This is a genomic window from Ruegeria sp. CF5 (assembly GCF_056537325.1).
Genome location: NZ_JBQFRI010000002.1, coordinates 533,120 through 558,683 on the forward strand (window position 1 = coordinate 533,120; position 25,564 = coordinate 558,683).

30 protein-coding genes are annotated in these 25,564 nt (G+C 58.7%); 16 read left to right on the plus strand and 14 right to left on the minus strand.

The genetic code is table 11. From position 1 onward, the window contains the following. The first annotated feature begins 89 nt into the window (after positions 1-89). The 5 genes from ACR0NW_RS08860 (at position 90) to ACR0NW_RS08880 (ending at position 6,161) form a co-directional block, all read left to right on the plus strand. Positions 90-1,409: a glutamine synthetase family protein gene (locus ACR0NW_RS08860; RefSeq protein WP_480450041.1), complete on the plus strand. Its 1,320-nt coding sequence runs from the start codon at positions 90-92 to the stop codon at positions 1,407-1,409. A gap of 57 nt (positions 1,410-1,466) precedes the next feature. Then, on the plus strand, positions 1,467-2,147 hold the full coding sequence (locus ACR0NW_RS08865) for a type 1 glutamine amidotransferase (RefSeq protein WP_480450042.1): 681 nt from the start codon (positions 1,467-1,469) through the stop codon (positions 2,145-2,147). Next, a complete protein-coding gene (locus ACR0NW_RS08870) occupies positions 2,147-3,505 on the plus strand; it encodes a glutamine synthetase family protein (RefSeq protein ID WP_170651651.1) in 1,359 nt (452 codons plus the stop codon). Before ACR0NW_RS08865 ends, ACR0NW_RS08870 begins: the two co-directional genes overlap by 1 nt. A gap of 24 nt (positions 3,506-3,529) precedes the next feature. Beyond that, positions 3,530-4,834: an NAD(P)/FAD-dependent oxidoreductase gene (locus ACR0NW_RS08875; protein WP_480450043.1), complete on the plus strand. Its 1,305-nt coding sequence runs from the start codon at positions 3,530-3,532 to the stop codon at positions 4,832-4,834. A gap of 112 nt (positions 4,835-4,946) precedes the next feature. After that, complete coding sequence (locus ACR0NW_RS08880; RefSeq protein WP_480450045.1) at positions 4,947-6,161, plus strand: DegT/DnrJ/EryC1/StrS family aminotransferase; 1,215 nt, start codon at positions 4,947-4,949, stop codon at positions 6,159-6,161. Here the strand turns inward: ACR0NW_RS08880 and ACR0NW_RS08885 are convergent, their stop codons facing one another. The 4 genes from ACR0NW_RS08885 to ACR0NW_RS08900 form a co-directional block, all read right to left on the minus strand. Further along, a complete protein-coding gene (locus tag ACR0NW_RS08885) occupies positions 6,162-6,926 on the minus strand; it encodes a trypsin-like serine peptidase (protein ID WP_480450046.1) in 765 nt (254 codons plus the stop codon). 12 nt (positions 6,927-6,938) lie between these two features. Next, positions 6,939-7,496 (minus strand): polyhydroxyalkanoate synthesis repressor PhaR, encoded by a 558-nt coding sequence (gene phaR / locus ACR0NW_RS08890; protein WP_480450048.1) that lies wholly within the window; start codon positions 7,494-7,496, stop codon positions 6,939-6,941. A 136-nt stretch (positions 7,497-7,632) separates the two neighbouring features. Then, positions 7,633-8,079 (minus strand): phasin family protein, encoded by a 447-nt coding sequence (locus tag ACR0NW_RS08895; RefSeq protein WP_170651646.1) that lies wholly within the window; start codon positions 8,077-8,079, stop codon positions 7,633-7,635. 132 nt (positions 8,080-8,211) lie between these two features. Beyond that, on the minus strand, positions 8,212-10,014 hold the full coding sequence (locus ACR0NW_RS08900) for a PHA/PHB synthase family protein (protein ID WP_480450049.1): 1,803 nt from the start codon (positions 10,012-10,014) through the stop codon (positions 8,212-8,214). A 99-nt stretch (positions 10,015-10,113) separates the two neighbouring features. Here ACR0NW_RS08900 and phaZ point away from each other — a divergent pair, with 99 nt between their 5' ends. Then, positions 10,114-11,388 (plus strand): polyhydroxyalkanoate depolymerase, encoded by a 1,275-nt coding sequence (gene phaZ, locus ACR0NW_RS08905; protein ID WP_170651644.1) that lies wholly within the window; start codon positions 10,114-10,116, stop codon positions 11,386-11,388. Between the two features lie 3 nt (positions 11,389-11,391). Next, positions 11,392-11,976, plus strand: coding sequence for a DUF6151 family protein (locus ACR0NW_RS08910; protein ID WP_480450050.1), 585 nt, complete (start codon positions 11,392-11,394; stop codon positions 11,974-11,976). On the opposite strand, the gene ACR0NW_RS08915 is transcribed toward ACR0NW_RS08910, so the two are convergent. From ACR0NW_RS08915 to ACR0NW_RS08935, 5 genes are all read right to left on the minus strand, one after another. Next, positions 11,973-12,683: an alpha/beta fold hydrolase gene (locus ACR0NW_RS08915; protein WP_480450051.1), complete on the minus strand. Its 711-nt coding sequence runs from the start codon at positions 12,681-12,683 to the stop codon at positions 11,973-11,975. The genes ACR0NW_RS08910 and ACR0NW_RS08915 overlap by 4 nt on opposite strands. Positions 12,684-12,752: 69 nt before the next feature. Beyond that, complete coding sequence (locus tag ACR0NW_RS08920; protein WP_480450172.1) at positions 12,753-13,367, minus strand: hypothetical protein; 615 nt, start codon at positions 13,365-13,367, stop codon at positions 12,753-12,755. A gap of 20 nt (positions 13,368-13,387) precedes the next feature. Continuing rightward, positions 13,388-13,813: a VOC family protein gene (locus ACR0NW_RS08925; protein ID WP_170651641.1), complete on the minus strand. Its 426-nt coding sequence runs from the start codon at positions 13,811-13,813 to the stop codon at positions 13,388-13,390. Beyond that, on the minus strand, positions 13,813-14,805 hold the full coding sequence (locus tag ACR0NW_RS08930; RefSeq protein WP_480450052.1) for an alpha/beta hydrolase: 993 nt from the start codon (positions 14,803-14,805) through the stop codon (positions 13,813-13,815). Before ACR0NW_RS08930 ends, ACR0NW_RS08925 begins: the two co-directional genes overlap by 1 nt. After that, positions 14,805-15,554, minus strand: a complete 750-nt coding sequence (locus ACR0NW_RS08935; RefSeq protein ID WP_480450053.1) for an alpha/beta fold hydrolase — start codon at positions 15,552-15,554, stop codon at positions 14,805-14,807. The genes ACR0NW_RS08930 and ACR0NW_RS08935 overlap by 1 nt, the downstream gene beginning before the upstream one ends. A 200-nt stretch (positions 15,555-15,754) precedes the next feature. On the opposite strand from ACR0NW_RS08935, the gene thrS reads away from it, so the two are divergent. From thrS to ACR0NW_RS08960, 5 genes are all read left to right on the plus strand, one after another. Beyond that, positions 15,755-17,713 (plus strand): threonine--tRNA ligase, encoded by a 1,959-nt coding sequence (gene thrS, locus ACR0NW_RS08940; protein ID WP_480450054.1) that lies wholly within the window; start codon positions 15,755-15,757, stop codon positions 17,711-17,713. Positions 17,714-17,934: 221 nt separating this feature from the next. After that, a complete protein-coding gene (locus ACR0NW_RS08945; protein WP_170651637.1) occupies positions 17,935-18,237 on the plus strand; it encodes a BufA1 family periplasmic bufferin-type metallophore in 303 nt (100 codons plus the stop codon). Between the two features lie 74 nt (positions 18,238-18,311). Continuing rightward, positions 18,312-19,169 (plus strand): MNIO family bufferin maturase, encoded by an 858-nt coding sequence (gene bufB, locus ACR0NW_RS08950; protein WP_480450055.1) that lies wholly within the window; start codon positions 18,312-18,314, stop codon positions 19,167-19,169. Continuing rightward, positions 19,166-19,927: an HvfC/BufC N-terminal domain-containing protein gene (locus tag ACR0NW_RS08955; RefSeq protein ID WP_480450056.1), complete on the plus strand. Its 762-nt coding sequence runs from the start codon at positions 19,166-19,168 to the stop codon at positions 19,925-19,927. Before bufB ends, ACR0NW_RS08955 begins: the two co-directional genes overlap by 4 nt. Then, positions 19,924-20,442, plus strand: a complete 519-nt coding sequence (locus tag ACR0NW_RS08960) for a DoxX family protein (RefSeq protein ID WP_480450057.1) — start codon at positions 19,924-19,926, stop codon at positions 20,440-20,442. The genes ACR0NW_RS08955 and ACR0NW_RS08960 overlap by 4 nt, the downstream gene beginning before the upstream one ends. A 2-nt stretch (positions 20,443-20,444) precedes the next feature. On the opposite strand, the gene ACR0NW_RS08965 is transcribed toward ACR0NW_RS08960, so the two are convergent. Together ACR0NW_RS08965 and ACR0NW_RS08970 are read right to left on the minus strand one after the other, a co-directional pair. Next, positions 20,445-20,813, minus strand: a complete 369-nt coding sequence (locus ACR0NW_RS08965; protein WP_170651633.1) for a hypothetical protein — start codon at positions 20,811-20,813, stop codon at positions 20,445-20,447. 41 nt (positions 20,814-20,854) lie between these two features. Next, a complete protein-coding gene (locus tag ACR0NW_RS08970) occupies positions 20,855-21,172 on the minus strand; it encodes an ArsC/Spx/MgsR family protein (protein WP_480450058.1) in 318 nt (105 codons plus the stop codon). Positions 21,173-21,387: 215 nt separating this feature from the next. Here ACR0NW_RS08970 and ACR0NW_RS08975 point away from each other — a divergent pair, with 215 nt between their 5' ends. Next, positions 21,388-21,594 carry a cold-shock protein gene (locus tag ACR0NW_RS08975; protein WP_170651631.1) on the plus strand — a complete coding sequence of 69 codons (207 nt, stop codon included), beginning with the start codon at positions 21,388-21,390 and terminating at the stop codon, positions 21,592-21,594. 97 nt (positions 21,595-21,691) lie between these two features. On the opposite strand, the gene ACR0NW_RS08980 is transcribed toward ACR0NW_RS08975, so the two are convergent. Together ACR0NW_RS08980 and thyX are read right to left on the minus strand one after the other, a co-directional pair. Continuing rightward, positions 21,692-21,994 (minus strand): hypothetical protein, encoded by a 303-nt coding sequence (locus tag ACR0NW_RS08980; protein ID WP_170651630.1) that lies wholly within the window; start codon positions 21,992-21,994, stop codon positions 21,692-21,694. A 61-nt stretch (positions 21,995-22,055) separates the two neighbouring features. Continuing rightward, positions 22,056-22,967 carry an FAD-dependent thymidylate synthase gene (thyX, locus tag ACR0NW_RS08985; RefSeq protein ID WP_480450059.1) on the minus strand — a complete coding sequence of 304 codons (912 nt, stop codon included), beginning with the start codon at positions 22,965-22,967 and terminating at the stop codon, positions 22,056-22,058. A 200-nt stretch (positions 22,968-23,167) separates the two neighbouring features. On the opposite strand from thyX, the gene ACR0NW_RS08990 reads away from it, so the two are divergent. Genes ACR0NW_RS08990 through ACR0NW_RS09000 form a run of 3 tightly spaced genes read left to right on the plus strand, consistent with a single transcriptional unit; the run spans position 23,168 to position 25,034 of the window. Further along, complete coding sequence (locus ACR0NW_RS08990) at positions 23,168-23,596, plus strand: VOC family protein (RefSeq protein ID WP_480450060.1); 429 nt, start codon at positions 23,168-23,170, stop codon at positions 23,594-23,596. Continuing rightward, a complete protein-coding gene (locus tag ACR0NW_RS08995; protein ID WP_480450061.1) occupies positions 23,593-24,297 on the plus strand; it encodes a DUF1194 domain-containing protein in 705 nt (234 codons plus the stop codon). The genes ACR0NW_RS08990 and ACR0NW_RS08995 overlap by 4 nt, the downstream gene beginning before the upstream one ends. Continuing rightward, positions 24,294-25,034: a DUF1194 domain-containing protein gene (locus ACR0NW_RS09000; protein WP_480450062.1), complete on the plus strand. Its 741-nt coding sequence runs from the start codon at positions 24,294-24,296 to the stop codon at positions 25,032-25,034. Before ACR0NW_RS08995 ends, ACR0NW_RS09000 begins: the two co-directional genes overlap by 4 nt. Here the strand turns inward: ACR0NW_RS09000 and ACR0NW_RS09005 are convergent. Then, positions 25,028-25,525, minus strand: a complete 498-nt coding sequence (locus ACR0NW_RS09005) for a MarR family winged helix-turn-helix transcriptional regulator (protein WP_480450063.1) — start codon at positions 25,523-25,525, stop codon at positions 25,028-25,030. The two genes, ACR0NW_RS09000 and ACR0NW_RS09005, sit on opposite strands and share 7 nt — an antisense overlap. Positions 25,526-25,564: the final 39 nt, after the last annotated feature.

Sequence of the window (25,564 nt, forward strand, 5' to 3'; positions counted from 1 at the left end):
AACGGGTCTTGCAGAAAAATTTGATCAAATATCGTGACAACAAGTGGGTGCGCGACTAAATCTCAGGGGCAAGAGCATTGGAGACCCTCATGGACCTGAGCGCCCTGCACACATTCCGCGTTGCCGCCTGTGATCTAAACGGACAGATGCGCGGCAAGCGTGTACCGCCATCTTACGCGGACAAGCTGGACAAAGGCGCGGTGCGAATGCCCTTTTCCGCGCTCAATGTCGATCTTTGGGGGGCCGATATTGACGGCAGTCCGCTGGTCTTTGAATCAGGCGATGCTGACGGGATGCTGTTGCCTACGGATCGCGGGCCGGTGCCGATGCCTTGGCTCGACACGCCAACCGCGCTTGTGCCCATGTGTCTGTATGACGATCAGGGTACCCCCTTTGCCGGAGACCCCCGTCACGCCCTCTCCTCGGTCTTGGACCGCTACGCTGCGCGCGGCTGGTCGGTGATCGCCGCGACCGAGCTTGAGTTCACGCTGCTCGACGCATCCGGCCCTCAGCCACAGCCCCCGTTCAACCCCGTTACGGGCCGCAGGCTTGCGACTGAATCCGTGCTGTCCATGGCTGAAATGGATGCCTTCGACGCGTTCTTCACCGAGCTCTACGATGGTTGCAAAGCGATGGGAATTCCCGCTCAGACCACCATTTCCGAAGGCGGGATCGGTCAGTTCGAGATCAATCTGAACCATCAGAACGCCATGCGCTGCGCTGACGATACGTGGTTATTTAAGGCATTGGTCCGCGGTCTCGCCCGCAAACATGGGTTTGCGGCCACCTTCATGGCGAAGCCTTATGCGGATGACGCAGGCAACGGAATGCACGTTCATTTCTCGGTGGTCGATGAGCAGGGCCGCAATGTGTTTGACGATGGAGGCCCTGACGGAACCGAAACCCTCGGAATGGCCGTCGCGGGATGCGTCGCGGCAATGCCCGGCAGCACTCTGATATTTGCGCCGCACGGCAATTCCTATGCGCGTCTCGTCCCCGGCGCCCACGCCCCTATGGGTGCCTGCTGGGCGTATGAAAACCGAACCGCTGCCATCCGTATACCCGGTGGTGCCCCCTCGGCTAGGCGCATTGAACATCGCGTGGCCGGCGGGGATATCAACCCGTATCTGATGCTGTCCGCCGTTCTCGGCGCAGCGCTGATCGGTGTCGATGACGCGATGCAACCGCCCCCGCCGATTAACGGCAATGCCTACGAAATCGACGGCCTGCCGCAACTGGCACCCGACTGGGCATCAGCCATCACGGCACTCGAAACCGACCCTCTGATGACGCGTATCTTTGCGCCCGAACTTATCCGCTATCTGGCCATGACCAAGCGGCAGGAGATCACGCGCTTTGCCGACAGGCCCACCGAGGAACATTGGCTCAGCTACCTCGAGGCCGTATGACCCCTTGCCCGCTCTGATAGTCTTGGCTAGGGTAAATTTGATCAAATTTGGTGACCTATGAAAATCGGCATATTGCAAACCGGCCACGCCCCCGATGCGCTGATCGACACGACCGGGGATTATGACGAGATGTTCCGCCACCTGCTGGACGGCAACGATTTCACATTCGAAACCTTCTCAGTTGTAGACGGTATGTTTCCGCAGAGTGTTAACGACGCGGACGGTTGGGTTATCACCGGTTCGCGCCACGGTGCGTACGAGGACCATCCGTGGATTCCGCGGCTTGAAGACCTGATCCGTGACATTCAAAAGCAAGGGCAGCCCCTGATTGGCGTCTGCTTTGGCCATCAGATCATCGCACAAGCCCTGGGCGGTAACGTCGAAAAGTTCTCCGGCGGCTGGGCTGTCGGGCGCACCGAATACGACCTGAACGGCGATAAAGTCACTCTGAACGCCTGGCATCAGGATCAGGTGACCGACCTGCCCCCTGACGCAACGGTTCTGGGACGCAACGAATTCTGCCGTAACGCGATGGTTGCCTATGGGGATACGATCTGGACCGTTCAGGCGCACCCGGAATACTCCAACGATTTCCTGCACGGGCTGATTGAAACTCGGGGCAAAGGCGTCGTTCCCGACGCCCTGCTGACCGAGGCCACCAACCGTCAGGACGGCCCCAACGACAACTCTGAGATTGGTCGGCAAATGGCCGGCTTTCTGAAGAAAGCGAGGGCCTGATGGCCAACTGGACAGACAACATCCCGGAGGCGGCGCGCACGTATCTTGACGGGCGGCGTCTGGACGAAGTGGAATGTATCATTTCAGATCTGCCGGGCATCGCGCGCGGCAAGGCGGTGCCAGCCACAAAATTCGCGCGGCAATCCTATTTCCACCTGCCCGACAGCATTTTTTACCAGACCATCACCGGCGGCTGGGGCGAAGCTGCGGGTGACGACGGGTTCATCGAACGGGACATGATCCTGAAACCCGATTTCTCGACGACATCCGCTGCGCCCTGGACTGGCGACTGGACCTTGCAGGTGATTCATGACGCCTATGACCGCGACGGCGAACCCATCCCCTTCAGTCCGCGCAATGTGCTGAAACGTGTTGTACAGTTGTATCTGGACAAAGGCTGGAAGCCGGTCGTTGCGCCCGAGATGGAGTTCTTTCTGGTCGCCCGAAACGCCGACCCGGCCAAAGAGATCGAACCGATGATGGGCCGTTCGGGCCGCCCCGCTGCCGCACGTCAGGCTTATTCGATGACGGCAGTGGACGAATTCGGACCAGTGATCGACGATATCTATGACTTTGCCGAACATCAGGGGTTCGAGATCGACGGCATCACCCAGGAAGGCGGCGCCGGGCAGCTTGAAATCAACCTGCGCCACGGCAATCCGGTGAAACTGGCAGACGAGGTATTCTATTTCAAACGTCTGATCCGCGAAGCCGCGCTACGCCATAACTGCTTTGCCACCTTCATGGCCAAACCGATCGAAGACGAACCCGGTTCGGCCATGCACATCCATCACTCGATCATTGATATGGAAACCGGCCAGAACATGTTCTCGGGCCCGCAAGGTGGCGAAACGGATGCTTTCTATCACTTCATCGCCGGGTTACAGAACCATCTGCCCGCCGGTCTGGCGGTCATGGCACCCTATGTGAATTCATATCGCCGCTACGTGAAAGATCACGCCGCACCGATCAATCTGGAATGGGCGCGCGACAACCGCACCACCGGTATTCGTGTACCCTTGTCCGGCCCCGACAGCCGCCGGATTGAAAACCGTATCGCGGGCATGGACTGCAATCCCTATCTAGGCATCGCGGTTTCGCTGGCCTGTGGCTATCTGGGTCTGATCCAGCAGGAGCGCCCGCGCCGCCAGTTCTATGGCGATGCCTACGATGGCGAAGGGGACATCCCACAGGTGATGGGCAGCGCGCTGGACCTGTTCGACACCGCCGAAGCCCTGCACGAAGTTCTGGGGCCGGAATTCGCCCGCGTCTACAGCATCGTGAAGCGCGCGGAATACGAAGAGTTCCTGCAAGTGATCTCTCCGTGGGAGCGCGAGCACCTTCTGCTGAACGTCTGAGGCTGCACCAGAAGGCTAAACCGGATGAACCTGCTTTATTCCAATGACAGAAAGGCGGAATACCCGTCCAGCTGGTATGCCGCGACCGCTCATCCCATGGATCGCTTTCCGGCTCTGGCAGATGACGTGACCGCAGACGTGTGCGTCGTCGGCGGTGGATACACCGGCCTGTCCGCCGCCCTGCATCTGGCCGAGGCCGGGTTCGACGTCATTCTGCTCGAGGCGCATCGCGTCGGCTTTGGCGCGTCCGGGCGCAACGGCGGACAGTTGGGCAGCGCACAACGGATGGATCAGGAGGATCTCGAACGCCTTGTGGGTGACGCGGACGCTGCAAAGCTGTGGGATCTCGCTGAGGACGCCAAGGATCTGGTCAAGGGATTGATCGAAAGGCACCGCATCGATTGCGACCTGAAACCGGGTATTGCATCTCTGGGCTTCAGCGATGCTGAGCGGAATGAACTGCACGACCACGCGGCCCATTTGTCGGACAGATACGGATACGATCAGATCGAACCGCTGGACGCGGATGCGGGCCATGCCCTGTGTCCGTCGCCCGCCTACCGGGGCGGCTATCTGGACATGGGTGCGGCGCATCTACATCCCTTGAACTATGCGCTGGGACTGGCCCGGGCAGCGGCAGCAGCGGGCGTGCGCATTCATGAAGCGACCGAGGTTCTGGAGATTGCAGAAGGCAGTCCCGCCACGCTTCAAACGGCGCAAGGCCGTGTCAAGGCGGATCATGTCATTCTGGCCTGTAACGGCTATCTTGGCGATCTGAACTCCAAGGTCGCGTCGCGCGTGATGCCGATCAACAACTTCATCGCCGCCACCGAACCGCTGGGCGATGATGCGGCGCGGGTTCTGACGCAGGACGTGGCCATCGCGGACACGAAATTCGTGATCAACTATTTCCGCCTCAGCGCCGATAAACGCTTGCTGTTCGGCGGCGGTGAAAGCTATGGCTACCGCTTTCCCAGCGACATTGCCGCAACGGTCCGCAAACCGATGACAGGAATATTCCCGCATCTCAGGGATGTGAAAATCGACTACGCCTGGGGCGGTACATTGGCCATTACCATGCGGCGCATGCCCTATCTGGCCCGGATCACGCCCAACATCCTGTCAGCGTCGGGCTATTCAGGCCATGGGGTCGGCACCGCAACCCACGCCGGGCAGCTTATGGCACTGGCGATTCAGGGACAGGCCGAAGGGTTCGATACCCTGTCGCGCGTCCCCGCCCAACCCTTCCCCGGCGGGCCTGCGCTTCGCACTCCGCTGCTGGTGATGGCCATGACCTGGTACGCCCTTCGCGACCGGCTGGGTATCTGACCCGTCCAAACGCAACAATTTGGTGAAATTCCGCCGAAGTCGCATTTGGGTACTTGGCATGCGCGGCTTGTGATTTTATATTTCCAAAAGTTAGAATTCGGGAATTCCAAATATGACACTGCCACCCAACGTCCATGACGCCGAGCCAATCCCAGCAGCCGCGCGTGAGGCCATCGACGCGCTGATGCAGTCCGGAGACCTGTTCCGCTATACCGCCCCGCAAGACGCCCCGGTCGCCTTGCTTGAGGCCGAATTTGCGGAACTTCTGGGCACAAAATATGCGCTGGCGGTGTCATCCTGTTCGGCGGCTTTGTTTCTTTCGCTCAAGGCCCTGGGCCTGCCGCGCGATGCGCGGGTAATGATCCCCGGCTTTACCTTCGCTGCGGTCCCCTCTTCGGTCATCCACGCGGACTGCATTCCGGTTCTGTGCGAAGTGGGCGACAACTATCGAATCGACATGGATGATTTCGCGGCCAAACTGGACGATGTGCAGGCGGTCATCATCAGCCACATGCGCGGGCACACCTCGGACATGGACGCCATCATGGATTTGTGCGATGCGCGCGACATCCCTGTGGTCGAAGACGCCGCGCATTCGCTGGGCACCACCTGGCATGGCCGCAACATCGGCACCATCGGCAAAGTGGGCTGCTTTTCCTTCCAGTCCTACAAGATGATCAACGCGGGCGAAGGTGGCATCCTGATCACCGACGACGCCGATCTGGTGGCCCGCGCCGTGATCATGTCCGGCGCTTATGAGCACAACTGGAAAAAGCACAAAGGCCCGCACGGCGACAACTCGCCCGAACTGGAACAGGCCTTTGCCCGCTGGCAGAACCAGCTGCCGCTTTATAACCTGCGGATGAGCAACCTCAGCGCCGCTGTGATCCGCCCGCAAATCCCCGAGCTTGCGCGCCGGGTGCGCGACGGGCTGGCCAATCACGACTATGTGGCAGAACGCCTGAACAGCTCGCCCTATATCCACGTCCCCGCCCCGCTGGAGCCAGAGCGCCGTGCGCCGGATTCCATCCAGTTCAATCTGGTTGGTCTGGACGAGGCCGAAATCCGCGCCTTTGCCACCGCGACCGAGGCACGTGGCGTCAAGGTTCAGGTTTTTGGCCTGAGCCAGGACAACGCCCGCGCCTTCTGGAACTGGCAGTTCCTGCCGGAACAGTTTGACCTGCCGCAGACCCGCGCCATGCTGATGAACGCATGTGACGTGCGCCTGCCCGTGCGTCTGACGCGCGAGGAACTGGATGTGATTGCCGATATCCTGCTTGACTCGGTGGCCGAGGTCAGCAGCCCGATCCCGGCTTACGGGACCTAATCATCTATCCTCGCGCAGATCGAACAGATCGGCGGACAGAAACAAGGCGTCTATCCCTTCGGGGGTCGGCGCGATGCGGGACAATATCCCGACCACCTGTAGCCCGTTGTCGGACATCTCTAACAATGGCGCGCCGGAATCACCCATCATCACCGGACAAATCGCATGTAGCACGCCCCCCTGCACGGGTTCAGGCTCGCAGGTTCCTGTTCTGCTTAGAACATGGGGGCGCACACCGGGGTAGCCGGCGACAAAGGCATCGCCCGGCCCCGCCGTGGCCATCCCCAAAAATCCGACCTGCTCACCCAGCGACGCCGCCAGTTCCAGAACCGCCCAGTCCTGATCGGCACGGCCATTGAAACCGCCGTCAACGCCCTGTTCCGGGCTCATGTGATAGGATTGCACCACGGATACCGCCTCGGCCTGACCGCGCTGATAGCCGGCTGCGAACCGGATGCCTGACGGCGGAATCCAACGCTTGCGCGCCCGGTTGTACAGGCAATGCGCAGCCGTCAGAACCAGCCTTTCGGATACCAGAACACCGGTGCAGTGCGATCGGATATCCCTGCTGGAAAAATTCACCCTTCCGATGGCCCGCCATGGGTCAGCCGCCGCATCAAGGATTTCACGGGACCGAATGGCCTCGCACCCTGCAGATGCATCCGTCCCCATGGCGCAGATAGTCACCCAAGGTTCTGAAAAACGTCCCTGCGCCTGCACCGCCGCCGCCCAAAGCACGGCGCAGATCAGGGCCACCCACCTCATGCGGCAGGCAGATCAGCTGAGTTTGGACAGTTTCTGCTGCAGATCGGCAAGCTGCTTTTTGATGTCGTCCAGATCTTCTTTCTGTTCTGGCTTATCATCGCTGTCCTCTTTGTCCGGCGCGGACCAGTTGCCCGACAATCCACCGGTCATCGCCTTCAGAAAGGCCTGTTGCTGCGCCTGCATCGCCTCGAAACCCGGCATCTGGGACATCGGATTCATGGCGTTCATGTTCTCCATCACCTTGGCCTGATTTTCGCGCAGCATCTCAAACGAAGATTGCAGGAACTGGGGCATCATTCCCCCGCCCGGCACCATGTAGCTGCGCACCAGATCGTTCAGCACATTGACCGGCAACACGTTTTCGCCCCGGCTTTCGTGCTCGGCAATGATCTGCAAAAGATACTGTCGGGTCAGGTCGTCACCGGTTTTCAGATCGATGATCTGAACTTCGCGGCCATCCCGAATGAACCCGGCGATGTCCTCCAGCGTGACGTAATCGCTGGTTTCGGTGTTATACAGCCGTCGGCTTGCGTAGCGCTTGATCAGCAGCGGTTTTTCTTGGTCTGCCACCCGTGTTCCCTCCCCAAGGATGATGCGTTGCAGCAGAGGTTATGCGACTGCAGCACAAAAAGAAAGGGCAGGTCAAAAGACCTGCCCATCGCGATCACACCTAAAGGGAGGAGAGGGTGCGTGTCGCGAAAATTGCTTACTTGCCAGCCGAAGCTTTCTTGGCAGCAGCCGTCACGTCGTTGGTGGCCTTTTTAACAGCGGCGGTTGCATCTTCCGAGATGTCTTTGCCAGCAGCCATCAGCAGTTCGACGGTTTCGGTCTGAACTTTTTTGGCGATCTCAGCGAAGGCAGCCATGTTTTCGGCGGCAACTTCAGCCGATGCGCTTGCGAAATCGGTTGCTGCTTTTGCATAGTCCGCAGGCTCAGCTTTTGCTTTCGACATCTCGCTCAGCTTGGCCAGGGTTTCCTTGGTCCATTTGTTCGAGATTTCTGCCGATTTCTCAGCTGCGTCCAGAGCAACGCCCGACAGCTTTTCGTTCAGCGAAGCGGTCGATTTGAAAGCACCTTCCAGAGCGGAAGTGTCAACCGGGAATGCACCCATCATGTCTTTCAGGGTCGCGGTAAAGTCTTGGGTCTTTGCCATTGTATCAATCCTCATTGCCGGGTTCGGGCCCACCCCGTTTTCCATCGGCTTGACGAGAATATGATTTCTGCATCGCAGCATTTCAAGTTTTTTCTTGCTGCAATGCAGAATAATTTGCGTTTCACTTAAATTTCAACAGCTTGGCTTTGCCACAACATAAGTTCCGGGTGCCGGGGCCAGTCGCGGATGATCCGAATCGCCGGTATCGCGTGCGGCCACCTGCTTACCCGACCGCTTTTTCAACCATGCTTCCCACATCGGCCACCACGACCCTTCGTGATAATCCGCGTCCTTCAGCCAGGTATCGGCATCCGCCTTCAGATCGGGGTTGGTATAATGGCCGTATTTCTTTTTGCTGGGCGGGTTCACAATGCCTGCAATATGGCCCGACTCTGAAACCACGAAAGTCTTGGAGCGCGAGCCCATTTGCTGCACTCCGCGGTAACAGGCCTTCCAGGCTGCGATATGGTCGGTTTCGCAGGTGATGGCCATCAGCGGCACATCGACATCCCGCACATGCAACTTGTGCCCCAAAAGCTCAAAACCGTCCGTTACCATTTCATTGCGTTGGCACAGGCCGCGCAGATACTGGATCGCCATCTTCGCAGGCAGGTTCGCCCCATCGCCGTTCCAGTACAGCAGATCAAAGGCCGGTGGGGTTTCACCCATCATGTAACTGCGGATCGCCGGAGTATAGATCAGGTCGCGCGACCGCAGATAGGAAAAGGTCCGCGCCATGATCCATGACCGCAGCAGACCCTCCTTGTTCACCTCTTCTTCGATCCCGTCGATGAAATCGTTCTGAAGGAATGGCGTGAATTCCCCCTGATCGGAAAAATCCGTCAGCGCGGTAAAGAACGTCGCCGATTTGACCGATTTGTCGCCGCGCTGCTTCATCAGCGATAGGGTCAGGCTCAGCGTCGTTCCGGCGATACAATAACCAACCGCGTTCACCTGTTTGACCTTGCAGATTTTCTTGACCTCATCGATCGCGGTCAGGAAACCATCCTGAATGTAATCTTCCATTCCAGTTTCGGCAAAAGACTCGTCAGGATTGACCCAGCTGACGACAAACAGGGTATAGCCCTGTTCGGTGATCCACTTGATCAGACTGTTTTGTGCCTTGAGGTCAAGGATATAGAACTTGTTTATCCATGGCGGAAACAGAACGATCGGGGTCTCATATACCGTCTCGGTCACCGGTTTGTACTGGATCAGTTCCATCATCCGGTTGCGGTAAACCACGTCACCGGGCGTCGTAGCGATGTTACCCCCCACCTCGAACGCGCTTTCATCGGCCAGTTTGACCACCAGTTCGCCATTGTTGGCTTCAAGGTCCGAGACCAGATTCTCCAGCCCCTTGATCAGCGACTGCCCTTCGGTCTCCACCGCCTTTTCCAGCGCATCCGGGTTCGTCGCCAGAAAATTCGTGGGGGCCATCATGTCGACGATCTGCTGCGAGAAATAGGTCAGCCGCCGCTTGTCCTTGTCATCCAGATCCTCGACCGAGGCCACCGCTTGCGTGATTGTTTCCGCATTTGTCTGATACTGCTGGCGGATGAACCGGAAATAGGGGTTTGTTTCCCACATCGGGTTGGAAAACCGCCTGTCCGTGGGGGCGCTTTCCTCGGCTTCGACCTCACCCTTGGTCAGCGCCTGCTGCGCTTCGGCAAAGTTCAGAACCGATTTTCCCCAATACTCGATCTGCTGTTCCAGAAGCTTGGCGGGGTTCTGCATGGCTTCGGCCCAATAGGCCGTTGCTGCTTTTGCAAAAAGCTCTTGATTCGGACCGTCCAGCGCGGGGGTGTGCGGCTTTTTTCCGGCCATGACTTCGACAAGCCGCTTTGACAGCTCTTCGACCTTGCCCATGTTTTCCTTAAGCCGTTCAAGGTGTTCTTCGGTCAATTCCGGTGTCTGGTCGTCGGTAGTTGTCATTTTAAGGAATCCCCCCTAACCTCGCTGCTACGCAGAATAACGTCGTAAGTTGCGTGGGGCAAAGCGGCGAATGGTCCGAACACTCAGGAGTCCCTTTTTATGCGCTACATGATGACCTACGACCTCATGGAAACCATGCGCAACACCAACCAGTGGTTGGGCGCAACGGCCAGTTCGATGGCATCTTACCCGCTGTTTTCCATGGTGCCAAACCCTGCTTTCAACTGGATGGCAGCGTGGGGCGAGGTTACGGAACGCACCTTTCAGCGCATGATCGTCAAGCCCGACTGGGGCATCCGCACCTTCACCTGCGAAGATGGCAAGGATCACCTTGTCGACATTACCACCGTCATCGAACGCCCCTTCGGCGACCTGATCCATTTCCGGGTCAATGGCCGCGAAGAACAACCCCGCAAGGTTCTGCTGGTTGCGCCCATGTCCGGTCACTATGCCACCCTGCTGCGCTCGACCGTCAAAAGCCTGCTGGTGAATTGCGAGGTCTACGTAACTGACTGGCATAACGCGCGTGATATCCCCGTGTCCGAAGGCAAGTTCGATGTCGAGGATTACACGCTTTATCTTGTCGATTTCATGAAGGCGCTCGGGCCTGACACAAATGTCATCGCGATTTGCCAGCCTGCACCGCTGACGCTGGCGGCAACCGCCTATCTGGCCGAGCACGACCCCAAAGCCCAGCCCAGCACCCTGACCCTGATCGGCGGCCCGGTCGATCCCGACGCCACCCCGACCGAAGTGACCGATTTCGGTCGCCGCGTCACTATGGGCCAGCTGGAAGAAACCATGATCCAGCGCGTCGGTTTCAAGTACAAGGGCGTGGGCCGCATGGTTTATCCCGGCCTGCTGCAACTGGCCTCGTTTATGTCGATGAACTCCGACCGCCACTCCAAGGCATTTTCCGATCAGATTCAACGCGTCATGCGCGAAGAGGCATCGGATCACGACGCCCACAACCGGTTCTACGACGAATATCTGGCCGTCATGGACATGACCGCCGAATTCTATCTGTCCACGGTGGAACGCGTGTTCAAGAACCGTGAAATTGCGCGCAATGAATTTGTGGTCGCTGGCCACAAGGTGGATATCGGCAAGATTACCGATGTTGCGGTCAAATCCGTCGAAGGCGCAAATGACGACATTTCTGCCCCGGGTCAGTGCATTGCCGCACTGGACCTTTGCACCGGCCTGCCCGAGAGCAAAAAGGCCAGCCATGTGGAACCCGGCGCAGGCCATTACGGTATCTTTGCCGGTCGCAGCTGGCGCGACAACATCCGCCCGCTGGTGATCGATTTCATGAACGAAAACAGCCGTAAAAAGCCAAACCGCCGCGCAGCGAACAAGAACACGGCGGCCTGATCCATGACCGGGAAAACCGCCACGGATCTGGGGTTTTCCTGCGAATGCGGCGCGTTGCGCGGTCACATCACGGCAGCGGGTGTCAAATCCGGCACCCGCGTCGTCTGTTTTTGCCACGACTGCCGCGCTTCGCAAATCTACTTTGGCCAGCCTGACCCGGCTCCGGGTCCGGTAAACATCTTTCAGATGAGCCCCGAAGCGATTGAGATCGAGGCCGGCAAAGACAATTTGGCTGCGATGCGCCTCAGCCCGAACGGGATGTATCGTTGGTACGCAAGCTGCTGCAACGCGCCGATTGCGACAACGACAAGATCACCAAAACATCCATTCGCAGGTTTCGACGTGAACAGGATTGCTAAGCCAGACAACCTTGGCCCGGTCACCACAAGGGGTTTTGTTCCGCAGGAAAACGGCAAGCAAAAGCACGAAAAAGTGCGCTATGCAGCGGTCGGACTGATAAAACGCGTAATTTCCTCACGACTTTCCGGCAGTTGGCGCAAGACCCCGTTCTTTGACGCGCAAACCGGTGAACCTGTCACCCAGCCCAAAGTCCTGACAAAAGAAGAACGCGGCAGGCTTTACGACTAAGATAGTCGCACCGGTTCCTTCAGCCACTTCTCCAACGCTTCGGTTACAATCTCCGGCGTTTCCAGCGTGGGCAAATGACCTGCATTTTCAACGACCTGCAGCTCTGCTCCCGGTATCAATTCGGCCATGAAGGTGTGCTTTTTGGGCGGCGTCAATCCGTCATGTGCGCCGCACAGGATTAGTGTTGGTACCTTGATCTTGCGCAGCGTGCTTTGCTGGTCGGGCCGCCTTTGCAACGCGCGCATCTGCTGCACGAACAGATCGGGGCCCATCTCGTTTGCCATGGTCAACATCTCGTCAAGGATGGCCATGCGGTCCGGACCCGGGGCCAGCGTCTCGGGGCGGATCACCTGCTGCATCACGTCTTCCAACCGCCCAGCCTGCGCACCGACGATCAGCGGTTCCCGACTGGCCGCAATCTGCGGCGTATCCGCATGGGCGTCCGTCGACATCAGACACAGGCGCGACACTCGGTCCGGTGCGCGACGAATGATCTCCAGAGCCACAACGCCTCCCATGCTCAGACCGGTCAGCGCAAACCTGAGCGGAAGTTGATCCAAAAGCCCCGATGCAATCTCTTCAATCCGCTCACCGCCCGAAACCGGAGCGACCGTCACAGCCCGGTCCCGCGACAGGTGCTGCAATTGATGCCGATACAGCCGCGCGTCACACATCATTCCAGGCAACAACACCAGCGGTTCGATCATTTCTGCCTCTTGCTCAAATGGATTTTTTGCTCACGATCAGGGTACTGCACGCGTCGGGCAAGAGGAAGTTCAGGGATAGAGAATCCCGCGAAACGGCGGAAAATCGGCGTATCGCGCGCGCCGGGTTTGCAACGTCTCTTGCGGCTCGTCGCCCGCGATCAACAGACGCCCGCGCGGCGCGATGTAACTGTCGATCCGCCGCAATGGCTTTGGACGCCACACCAGATTGAACGCGCACAATTTGGGAAAAAACCAGATTTCCGAGTAATCCAGATGGTCGTGCATCCACCACGCCAGATCCCGCCAGTCGCGCCCCTGATCATAGCGATCCGCAAACCACGGGATCACGATCGACGCCCCGGCAATCCGCGCGTCCCTCTCTCCGCGATCCCAGATGTGGCATTCCAACGGATGATCGTTGCGGGCGCAGTTCAACTTGTTTTCATTTCCGAACCGGTTCAGCGAAGGCGACCGATAGCCCGAGCGTACCGCAACCCGGCCAAAGGTCTCCTCAAGCGGGTCCAGCAACGTCTGACAAAACGCCCGTCCCGTCTCGATGGCAAGGTCCGGGTTTTCGGGAATGTTCTGCTTTTCGTGAAAACTCCCGATCTCGGAATACAGAAAATCCCGCATGAAGAAATGCCGGGACAGACGCACGCGCCCAAGGGTTTCAAGGCTCCACATGCTCCCCGGTTTGCGCATTGTCAGTACCCGTTCCAGCGGAATTCGCCGTTGGGCCCCAGAGTGGAAAAGGGGTTAAAAGCGATTTCCCAGATCGTTCCGTCCGGCGCGCGAAAATATCCGTGATGGCCGCCCCAGAACACGTCCGTTGCGTGTTTCAAAATCTGTGCCCCGGCCCCCTCGGCCCGTTTCAGCAAGGCCGCAACATCCTCTTTCGCCGGGCAGTTATAGCTGAGGGTCAGCGCCCCCTGCCCCAGCGTCGCAATATCAACGCCGATTTCCTCGGCCAGAGCCGCCAGCGGATAAAGCCCCAAAGTCTGACCAATCAGATCAAAGGCGATCACGCCATCCGGGCTGTCGACCCGCTGCCAGCCAAGCATCTCATAGAATCCGGCAGCGGCCTCAGGGTCATCGACCCCTACCGTGATCAGACTTACACGCTGCTCCATCACTCTATCCCCTGCTCTTTCAGCCACTCAAGTATCCCCTCGGTCATCGGGCCGGTCTGCCCCGGCGACATCAGATCCCCGGCCACGACATGCGAGGACGGATCGTCCTCCGGCCCCATCGTCACCAGTTGCTCCTCGGACGGACCACCCCAGTTTTCCGCAACCTCCTGCGTAAGGTCCGGCCTTACGACCTGATCGTCCATCGAAAACCAGAACAGCGCCGGAATCTGTGCGCCTGCGAAATCAAGCGCAAAGACCTCGGCCACCAGCGCGGACATGGGCACAATCGCTTCCCATGAATAGCGGGTGGTCCAATACAAATTCTTGTCCGGGTCGGGGCTGGACACATCGCGTTCCCCTCCCAAAAGGGAGGGCAACCAGTGCCGCGCCCATGGCAGGGTCGGCACCCAAGCGGCCACGGTATTGACGCCAAAGTTCGGCGAGACAAAAACCATCGCAGCCACCCCCTCGCTCAACTCGGGATCAAGGGCCGCAGCCGCCGCCAAAGTCCCGCCTGTTGAGGTCGAGATAACTATAACCTGCTCACCAACTGTGCGCGCTGCCGCCAATGCCTCTGCCGTATCCTCCATCCAGCCCGAGGCTGTCCCTTCAGTCATCGCGGCACTGCCCCGCCCATGGCCTTGCAGGCGGGTATAGACCAGATTGGCACCAAGCGCGTCAGCAACCCGATCCGGCACGGGCCTGATTTCCTCGGATGTGGCGGAAAACCCGTGGATGTACAAAACGGAATACGGCGTCCGCTGCTCTTTCGCGCCCTCCTGCCAGATCACCCGTTTTTCTACACCCGGCACGATATCGTCAAAGGCCGATTCCGTGCTTTCGAAATACACCTGCACCCCTTCACCGAATTTGCGCGGATCAAAGCGGGGCGTCAGGTTCACCTCTTCCCTCGGCCCGAACCAGTAGACAAGACCCCCGACGACAATCAGCGAGATCAGAACGCGCCCGAGAATCCAGCCAAAGCGGCGCATCAACCTTCCCCCATCACATGCAGAACGGCATCTTCGATCAGTCCCAGACACGGCCCGTCCGAAAACCTGTGATCGGCATCCTTGACCAGAAGCAGCCGGATATTCTCTCCGCTGACATGCTCCAAAAGCCGCACCGCCGTTTCCGTGGACACCGCAGTATCCGCCGTACCCTGCAGAAACCGCACAGGAAATGGCAGGTTCAGCGGATCGCGCAAGACCAGACGCTGCCGCCCATCCTCGATCATCCGCTTGGTAATGATGTAGGGCTCCATGTAATCCGATGGCAATTCAACATGGCCCACGGTTTCAAGCGCCGCCTTCTGTTCCTGCGTAAACGACGCCCAATATCCGTCCTCGGTAAAGTCTGGCGCGGCCGCGATGGTGACCATTCCCGCAATCCGCTCCGGCATCTTGCGCGCCAACAGCAACGCCTGCCACCCGCCCATGGACGATCCGACAACGATCAGCGGTCCATCGGTCAACGCCGATACGGCCCCTACCGTGTCTTCATGCCAATCCCCGATGCAGCCATCTTCGAATGCACCCGAACTCTCGCCGTGCCCGGAATAGTCAAACCTCAGAAACCCCTGCCCACGCCCCTGCGCCCAGGCTTCCAGATGCACCGCCTTGGTGCCCTCCATGTCCGACTTCAGCCCACCCAGAAAAACGATGGTCGGCCCCGCCCCGTCGCTTTTGTGATAGGCCAGTTTCCGCCCCTGCACCGTTTCCAGAAAATTCGTAGCCGCCATAATGACCTCATATCTTTTGCCGCATCATGCACGCCACGTGCCCAAGTGCAATTCGCCCAATCTTCTTCTTGTTCCAAATACGGCGGGGCTGGCTCCTTGCTTCCTCCCTTGACACACGCGCACCCGCCTGCCACATGACCTGCACACATAACCCGCAACCGGGCGTTCAGTGGGCGCCAAACCGACGAGGAGAGCCAGCCATGGCCCTGGATGCAAAATCCGTCTCACTCACCTTTCCCGATGGCAATGCACGTTCTTATGACGCAGGCGTAACGCCCGCGCAGGTCGCTGCCGACATCTCCACCTCTCTGGCCAAAAAGGCCATCTCGGCCACGGTCAATGGTCAGCACTGGGACCTGCAATGGCCCATCGAAGCTGATGCCGACATCGCCATTCACACCATGAAGGACGAGGTTCAGGCGAACGAACTGATCCGCCACGACTTTGCCCATGTCATGGCGCGCGCCGTGCAGGAAATCTGGCCTGACACCAAAGTCACCATTGGCCCGGTGATCGAGAACGGCTGGTACTACGACTTTGATCGCGCCGAACCCTTCACGCCCGAAGACCTCGGCCTGATCGAGAAAAAGATGAAGGAAATCATCAACAAGCGCGACGCGGTTACCACGGAAATCTGGGACCGTCAGCGCGCGATCGATTTCTACACTGCCAATGACGAGCCCTATAAGGTCGAGCTGATCGAAGCCATTCCCGGCAACGAACCGCTGCGCATGTACTGGCACGGCGACTGGCAGGACCTTTGCCGCGGCCCTCACCTGCAGCACACCGGCCAGCTGCCGGGTGATGCCTTCAAACTGATGAGCATCGCAGGCGCCTACTGGCGTGGCGACAGTTCACGCGCAATGCTGCAACGCATCTACGGCGTGGCCTTCACCGGCAAGGAAAAGCTCAAGGCGCACCTGCACATGCTGGAAGAGGCCGCCAAGCGCGACCACCGCAAGCTGGGCCGCGAGATGGACCTGTTCCACATGCAGGAAGAAGCCCCGGGCCAGATTTTCTGGCACCCCAACGGCTGGACCGTCTACACCCAGTTGCAGGACTACATGCGCCGGCAGCAGCGCAAAGGCGGTTATGTCGAGGTCAACACCCCGCAGGTCGTCGACCGCAAACTGTGGGAAGCCTCGGGCCATTGGGACAAGTATCAGGAAAACATGTTCATCGTCGAAGTGGACGAAGAACATGCCCGCGAAAAGGCGATCAATGCGCTCAAGCCGATGAACTGCCCGTGCCACGTGCAGATCTTCAATCAGGGCCTGAAATCCTATCGTGACCTGCCTCTGCGTATGGCCGAGTTCGGCTCGTGCAACCGATACGAACCCTCGGGCGCCTTACATGGGATCATGCGCGTACGCGGATTTACGCAGGATGATGGGCATATCTTCTGCACCGAAGAACAGATCGAATCCGAGACCGCCGAATTCATCCGCTTCCTGTCGGAAATCTACAAGGATCTGGGTTTCGAGAAATTCTCGGTCAAATTCTCGGATCGCCCCGAGAAGCGCTCAGGCTCGGATGAGGTCTGGGACAAGGCCGAGACCGCGCTGCTCAGCGCCACGCGCGCTGCTGGCATTGAGCCGGAATTGAATCCCGGCGAAGGTGCCTTTTATGGGCCTAAGCTGGAATTTGTCCTGACTGACGCGATCGGGCGTGACTGGCAATGTGGCACACATCAGGTGGATTTCGTTCTGCCTGAACGTCTGGACGCCACCTATATCGGCGCTGATGGCGGCAAGCACCGTCCTGTGATGCTGCACCGGGCGACACTGGGATCGTTCGAACGTTTCATCGGCATCCTGATCGAAGAACACGCCGGTAAGCTGCCGTTTTGGCTGGCCCCACGTCAGGTTGTCGTGGCCTCGATCACCTCGGACGCAGATGACTACGTGATGGAAGTTGTCGAAGCGCTGAAATCCGCAGGCGTCCGCGCCGAGGCGGATATTCGCAACGAAAAGATCAACTACAAGGTCCGCGAACATTCAGTGGGCAAAGTGCCGGTCATTCTGGCCGTTGGTCATCGCGAAGTCGAAGAACGTACCGTCAGCGTCCGCCGTCTGGGTGAAAAGCAGACGCAGGTTCAGCCGCTTGAGGCTGTAACAATTGAGTTGGGCCGCGCCGCGACCCCGCCGGACCTGCTGTAACATTCGGCGGCAAAACGCCGGAAATCCGGCCCCGCATCAGGGGCCGGATTGAAATATTTTCCAATTTTTCGTTGAAAAACAATTTATTAACATTCAATAGTGCATGACACTCCCTGACGGGTATGTGAGACACGGGCTCGTGAATTTAACTTCACGGCCAAGGCGTTAATTATAGTCCTGTCACAAACGGACATACGCAGTCACCAATAAGGATTACCGAGATGTCGAACACAGCAAAAACTCTTGCCATCGCAGGTGCCGTTGCAGCCGCAGTCGCTGGCGCCGCCACCACCGCCTCCGCACAAGCCAAAGAAAAGTGCTATGGAGTGTCGCTGGCCGGTGAGAATGACTGCGCCGCTGGCCCTGGAACCACCTGCGCCGGCACCTCGACCGTAGATTATCAGGGTAACGCATGGACCCTGGTCGATGCGGGCACCTGCGAAACCCTCGAACTGCCTGCACAGGCCGACGGTTCCGACCGCAAGGGTTCGCTTGAGGCGCTGGAACGCGACCTGCCGGCATAAAACTGGCAATATGAATGTAGGGGCGGGCAATCTGAGATCGCCCGCCCTCATTTTTCAAACCGGGAGCCTGACCAATGCTGGATAACGCGCAAAGATCAAATCGTTTGCCGTCAGCGCCCGGTGTTGGCTACAAGCCACAGCATTTCTCGCAGATACTAGATGACGCCGCGCCGGTCACATGGCTGGAAATCCACGCCGAAAACTACATGGGCGATGGCGGTCGACCTCTGGCGCAGCTGCGTCACCTGTCTGAACAGTTTCCAATTTCGGTCCATGGTGTCGGCCTGTCGATCGGCGGCGAGGGACCGCTGGACGCAGATCACCTTGCCCGGCTGAAACATCTGGTGGACTGGCTGAATCCGGCAAGCTTTTCCGAGCATCTGGCATGGTCCACCCATGACAACCATTTCCTGAACGACCTTCTGCCCCTGCCCTACACCGACGCGACACTGACTCGTGTCTGCGACCATATCGAACAGGTTCAGGACACGGTCGGGCGGAAAATGCTGCTGGAAAACCCCTCCAGCTATCTGGCCTTTCAGGAAAGCACCTGGTCCGAGCCCGATTTTCTGCGCGAAATTTCCCGCCGCACCGGGTGCGGCCTTCTGCTGGACGTGAACAACGTCTTCGTGTCCGCCACAAATCTGGATTTCTCACCCCAGGATTATATCGACGCCTATCCGCTGGAAAAAGTTGGCGAGATTCATCTGGGCGGTCATGACGAGGATGAGGATGACCATGGCCATCCCCTGCTGATCGACAGCCACGGGCGCGAAGTCGTCGATCCTGTCTGGGCCTTGCTTGACTATGTGCTGGAACGCTCCGGCCCCAAACCCATCCTCATCGAATGGGACACGGATGTCCCGGACTGGCCCGTTCTGCGGCACGAGGCCGTGCGCGCCGAAAACGCGCTGGCACGCATTCCGCTATGACCGTTTCGCAAACAACCCTCCATGATGCCATTCTCGATGCATCAATACCGGTTCCATCCGGCCTCAGCGATGCGCACGCGCGCCCCGCGGGCCGCCGTTTCAGCGTTTACCGCAATAATGTGGCCGTCTCGCTGACCGAAGCGATGCATCAGGCTTTTCCGGTCATCGCCAAACTGCTGGGGTCGCAGAACATGGATGGTCTGGCGGGCATCTTCCTACGCCGCCACCCCCCATCCTCGCCGTTGATGATGTTCTATGGCGAAGCCTTCCCAGATTTTCTTGCCGGGATGGAGCAGCTTTCCCACCTTGGCTATCTGCCCGATGTCGCCCGGTTGGAACTGGCGCTGCGCCGCTCGTATCACGCAGCCGACGCGCAGGCCATTTCACCCAATGCCCTGAGCGTTCCGCCCGAAGACCTGATGCAGGCAAGGCTGACCTTTGCGCCTGCCCTGCAGGTACTGCGCTCGCCTTGGCCGATCCATGCGATCTGGCGATTCAATACTGATGAGGCTGCACCGAAACCCGAACCGGGTGCGCAGGACGTCTTGATCGTCCGGCCCGAATTCGACCCGATGCCACACCTTCTGCCCGCAGGCGGAGCGGAATGGATTGCAGCCCTGCAATCGGGACAAACCATTGGCGAAGCCTATGAAAAGGTTTCGTCCGAGGATCCGGATTTTGATCTGGGTGCCACACTCGCACTGCTTCTGCAGGGTGGTGCGATAACTTCTGTGACTATCGAAAGGCTGGATACATGACTGCGCTGATCACCCTTCACAACAGCGTCCTCGGGAAACTTGACCGGTCGTCAGATTTTCTGACACCGACGCTGGCGCGACTTGTTTTTGCTGCGGTCCTTCTTTTCTATTATTGGAATTCGGCAATGCTCAAGATCGACGGGTCGATCTTTTCTCCGTCCGCGGGCGCTTTCGGTCAGATTTTCCCCAAAGCCGCCGAAGCGGTTCTGTATGACGTCACGCAGATGAATATCTTTCAGCGGATCATCATCTTCTTTGGCACGATAGCCGAGTTTGTGCTGCCCGCCCTGATCCTCGTCGGCCTACTGACCCGCCTGTCCGCCGTTGCCATGATCGGCTTTATCTGGGTGCAGACAATTGTGGACGTCGCCGGCCACGGTGTCGCCCTGGGCAGCCTGTTCGACAACTCGCTGGGCCTGATGGATCAGCGCACGATGTGGACGTTCCTGTTGCTGGTTCTTGTGATCAATGGCGCAGGCCCGCTTTCGCTGGACCGCATCCTACGCATCTCCTGACCTCAGAAATGTGCCTTGGGCTCGTCCGGTTTTCCCGCGGCGAGCCCCAGAATACCACCAAGCGCCGCAAATGAGATCGGGAACATCGTAAAGGCGTTGAATCCAAATGCGTAATACATCCCCGCCGCCGACAGCATAAGCAGAATGCCCGCCACCAATGCGCGCGCATGGGCCATCGCCCCGCCCGCAATCGCCAGCATCGGCGCAAGGATCGACATCACCTGAATCAGCTCGGCATTTTCGACCTGCTCGGCGATACCATCAATTTCCCCGAACTGCTTGATCACCTCGACATAGCCGAACCCGAAAAACCCGACGATCATTCCGATCAGCCCGGCGACGACACCCAATATCATTGCGGCATTACGCATCTACAGTCTCCAAAACCACGGTAACGCAGATAGTTACGTTTTCACGCAACGCCAAGAGCATCACGCGTATCCGCAGTCCAGCCCAGATACAATTGCCCGTCACGCTCGATCAGCGGCCGCTTCATCAGCGCCGGATGGTCGGTCAGCAACTCAATCGGTGGGCGTGCGCGCTCGGATTCACTCAATCCCCGCCAGGTGGTGGAACGGGTGTTAAGCAAAGCTTCGCCGAATGCCTGCAGAGCCTGCATCATGGTTTCGGGCGGAACACCCTGTGCCCGCACATCCACAAGTTCTGCTTCCGGCAATGATTTCAATGCCTTGCGGCAGGTATCACAGTTTTTCAGGCCATACAGGCGCATGATCGCTCCACTTTCTTTTCCCAAAAGATCAGGCAAAATTTCGGGATTCTTTGCGTAATTCTTGATTTTTTACATCACCGTGCAATGTTGAAAAGGGCGAAACCCGCGGTCGTGACTGTTTCGAGTGAGTGCGAAACACGTTTCGGCAGTGATGACGTCAATTACTATCCCATTACTTTTTGGGACCACGTGTAAGTAGAAGGAGACACGGAAAAATGCCAACTGGCACCGTGAAGTGGTTCAATACGACCAAAGGCTATGGTTTTATCGCTCCTGACGAGGGGGGCAAGGATGTGTTTGTTCATATCTCGGCCGTAGAACGTTCCGGTCTGACTGGGCTCGCTGACAATCAGAAAGTCTCGTACGAATTGCAGGACGGACGCGACGGCCGCATGATGGCGGCTGATTTGAAACCGCTGTAATACCCATCCCGCCTTTGCGCGGGCGTATCTAAACAAGGTTAGCGGCCAATTTCCGGCCGTTAACCATCAAAATCTCCAAAACGATATGGGTTCGGTGTCAGGCCGGATCACGCTCGGGCTGTGTGAACCAGTTCTCGCCCATCGCCACGATGCAGGAAGTCCCGCTTGCATAGGTGACCACCAGCGTCCAGTCGCCCTCGGTGCTGGTCCAGACCTCCATGATCTGTTCAGGCCCACGCATCCCCGACGCGGTTCGCGTCTCGCCAAACTGGTGCGACAGTTTCTGCCGCATCCTGTCCGTCGGCTCACAAATCACCTCGGCAATCGGTGAGGCTGCTGAGACCGGCCCCGCAAGCAAGGCCACAAGGCAGATCAATCCGGTTTTCGAAAACTGCGCCATGAGGCCAATGTAACAGCATCATGACGCAATGTATAGACAAACGATATGCGCGCCTGCTGGCTCAGCCTTCGCGGATAACCGCCTCAAGCTCGCGCCATTCCCGCGCCGACATGCCCGAGTTTTCCTGTGTCACGTTCTCGCCTTTCAGCATCCGGCGCAGACAGTCGACCATTTGCGCCGACAGGTTCACGGCCCCCAGCCGATAATCCTCGAAGGCCTTGTAGGCAAAGGGAACCCAGTCCGCGACGACCTTGCACATGGTTTCCGCATAGATGCGGATTTCGTACTGCGCATGCGCATCCGCCCGCAAACGCAGGAAATGGAACAGGTTGTGCAGATCGACCTTCCAGTACCACTGCGTATAGATATTCGCAGGCAGGTTCATCCGTGCCAGTTCGCGCGCCAATCCCTGCTGCCCGTCCTGACTGATCATCGCCTCGTAGTTATCGTAACACCGCGCGCTGTCGGCCTTGAGCAGTTCCAGCACCTGCGCGGCCTCGGCCCCTTCCAACGCACTTCCCCGACCCTGATTGTTCACCTCGGACTGGGCCGCGACATGTTCCGGCGCGGGAATATAGAATTCACGGTCCAGAATAGAATAGCGCGCGGAATACTCGTTGACGTTGGCAGTCCGGTGGCGAATCCACTGACGCGCGACAAAAACCGGCAGCTTCACATGCAGCTTGATCTCGCACATTTCGAACGGGGTCGAATGCCAGTGCCGCATGAGATAGCGGATCAGCCCCTCATCGTTCTGCACCGACTTGGTGCCTTTGCCATAAGACACCCGCGCCGCCTGACAGATCGCGGCATCGTCACCCATATAGTCGATGACACGGACAAAGCCGTGATCCAGAACCGGATGCGCGGTATACAGATGTTCTTCCATTCCCGGCGCAACAACGCGGCGTGTCTGATGAGATTGCGCGCGCTGCGCTTCGATCTCGGCCAGTTGCTCGGGCGAAAGCGGCATGTGGAAGTCCTTTCCTGAAATGAGTCGCTCACCACTATATCTCGACAGCTTCCGAACAGGAACCGCCATATCGTGCGTCCTATGGGCGCAAAACCCGATGCGGGCGGTTCCCGCCTCATTTCTTCTGCCGCGCCCCTCGACAGGACCGGACAGCGCGCTAAGCTTCGGACCAGCAAAACACTGGCAAGGGATGCCCGATAATGGCACTGAAATATCTTCACACCATGATCCGCGTGAAAGATCTGGAAAAATCCAAGGCGTTCTTTGAACTTCTCGGGTTGCAGGAAACCCGCAGATACGAAAGCGAAGGCGGCCGTTTCACGCTGCTGTTCATGGCCCCTCCCGGTCAGGAGGACGCTCCGATCGAACTGACTCACAACTGGGACGGTGACGATGCCCTGCCCAGCGACAGCCGCCATTTCGGGCATCTCGCCTATGGCGTGGATAATATCTATGAGGTGTGCCAGCACCTGCAGGACAACGGCGTGACGATCAACCGCCCGCCACGCGACGGACGCATGGCGTTCGTGCGCTCACCCGACAACATCTCGGTCGAGTTGTTGCAGAACGGCAATGCGCTGGATCCGGCCGAGCCCTGGACCAGCATGGAAAGCACTGGCCACTGGTGATCCGCTGGCTGACAGCACTGGGTCTGGCCCTTCTGGCCAGCCCCCTTAAGGCGGACACCTGCCGTCTGGCCCTTGCTTTGGCCATCGACATCTCGACCTCGGTGGATGCGACCGAGGATGCCCTGCAGCGGCAAGGGCTGGCCGCAGCGCTGGTGGCGCCGGAAGTCAGCCGGGCGTTCTTCGCCTCTCCCATGCCGGTCGCTCTGGCAGTTTATGAGTGGAGCGGTCGCTCGACCCAACGCGTCATACTGAACTGGACTCTGATCGAGACCGAAGTCGACCTGCTGCTTGCGGCAACAACTGTTCAGCAATCTGTCCGGTCCGACAGCGGATCTGCGACGGCGATGGGTTATGCGCTGGCATTCGGTGCGACGCTGATGCAGCAGGCGCCGCGCTGTTTGTTCCAGACCATCGATCTGTCGGGTGACGGGTCGAACAATGATGGCTACGGACCGGATTCAGCCTATAGGCACTTTCCCTTTGAGAATACGGTGGTCAACGGTCTGGTCATCAATGCCGCCGATTTTGAAGGGGAACTGTTCCTTATCCCTTTCTTTGAAAACAACGTCCTGCACGGCCCCGGCGCCTTTCTTGAGATTGCGCAAGGGTTCGAGGATTTCGAACGCGCCATGCGCCGCAAGCTGGAACGCGAACTCTCGGGGATGGTGATCGGGGCAATCGACGACCGGACGGGCGAATGATCCGGGCGCTGCTGGTGCTTCTGTGCCTCGCGGCGCCCCCTTTGTCGGCCGAATGCCGTCAGGCGCTGGCATTGGGCATGGACGTCTCGGGCTCGGTTGACAGTAGCGAATACCGTCTGCAACGGGGTGGGCTGGCAAACGCGCTGCGGCGGCCGGATGTCAGAAAGGCCTTTCTCGCTCAACCCGCAGCCCCGGTCCGGCTGGCCATCTTTGAATGGAGCGAACCCGGACATCAAAGAATGCTGCAAGACTGGATCGATGTGAGGGATGAAAGCACCCTCGACGCTATTGCCGGAACCCTCGATAACATGACCCGGTCGCCCGCACCGCCCGGTACTGCTGTCGGGTCGGCGATGCAGTTCGGGGCGTCCCTGCTGGCCCGCCAGCTGGAATGCTGGAAGCGCACTCTGGATCTGTCCGGCGATGGCAAACACAACATTGGCCCCCATCCACGCGCCGCAAAGGCGGCTTTGCAAAACTCCGGCATCACCATCAACGGGCTGGTCATCGGCGCCGATGACCCCGTTGCCGGGGACAAACGCTATGTCCAGATCGGAGAGCTTTCCGCCTACTACAACGCCTGGGTCATTCTCGGACCGGACGCGTTCGTCGAAACCGCCCTGGGCTTTGCCGCGTTCGAAGACGCCATGACCCGAAAGCTTAAGAAAGAGCTGCAAAGCCTTGTTTTGTCGCACACCTTCACAGTCGGACAACCGACGCCAACATCCTCTCAGTAGATATAGCGGATCTGATCGGTCCAGTACCGTTCCACCCGCCTCAGCGCGCTGGTAATGTCCTCGACCCCGTCGGCGCCCAATACCCCTCTGGCCTGCAAACCGTCCGCGTGGCGCGAGAACAGCTCGGCCACGATGTCGCGAATTTCACGCCCCTTCGGCGTCAGCCGCACCCGCACTGAACGGCGGTCGATCTCACACCGCTGATGGTGCATATAGCCCATTTCAACCAGCTTCTTAAGGTTATAGCTGACGTTGCTGCCCTGATAATAACCCCGGCTTTTCAGCTCACCGGCGGTCACCTCATGATCGCCGATGTTGAACAGCAGCAAGGCCTGTACCGCGTTGATTTCAAGCACGCCAACCCGCTCGAACTCATCCTTGATGACATCCAGAAGCAGCCTGTGCAGCCGCTCGACTAGGGCCAAAGCCTCAAGATACCCGGTCATGAAACCCCTGGTTGCGGGCACGGCAACCTGCATTTCCATACTCATCCGATCCTCCGATTCACTCGCGCTGTGTCTTGCACGATG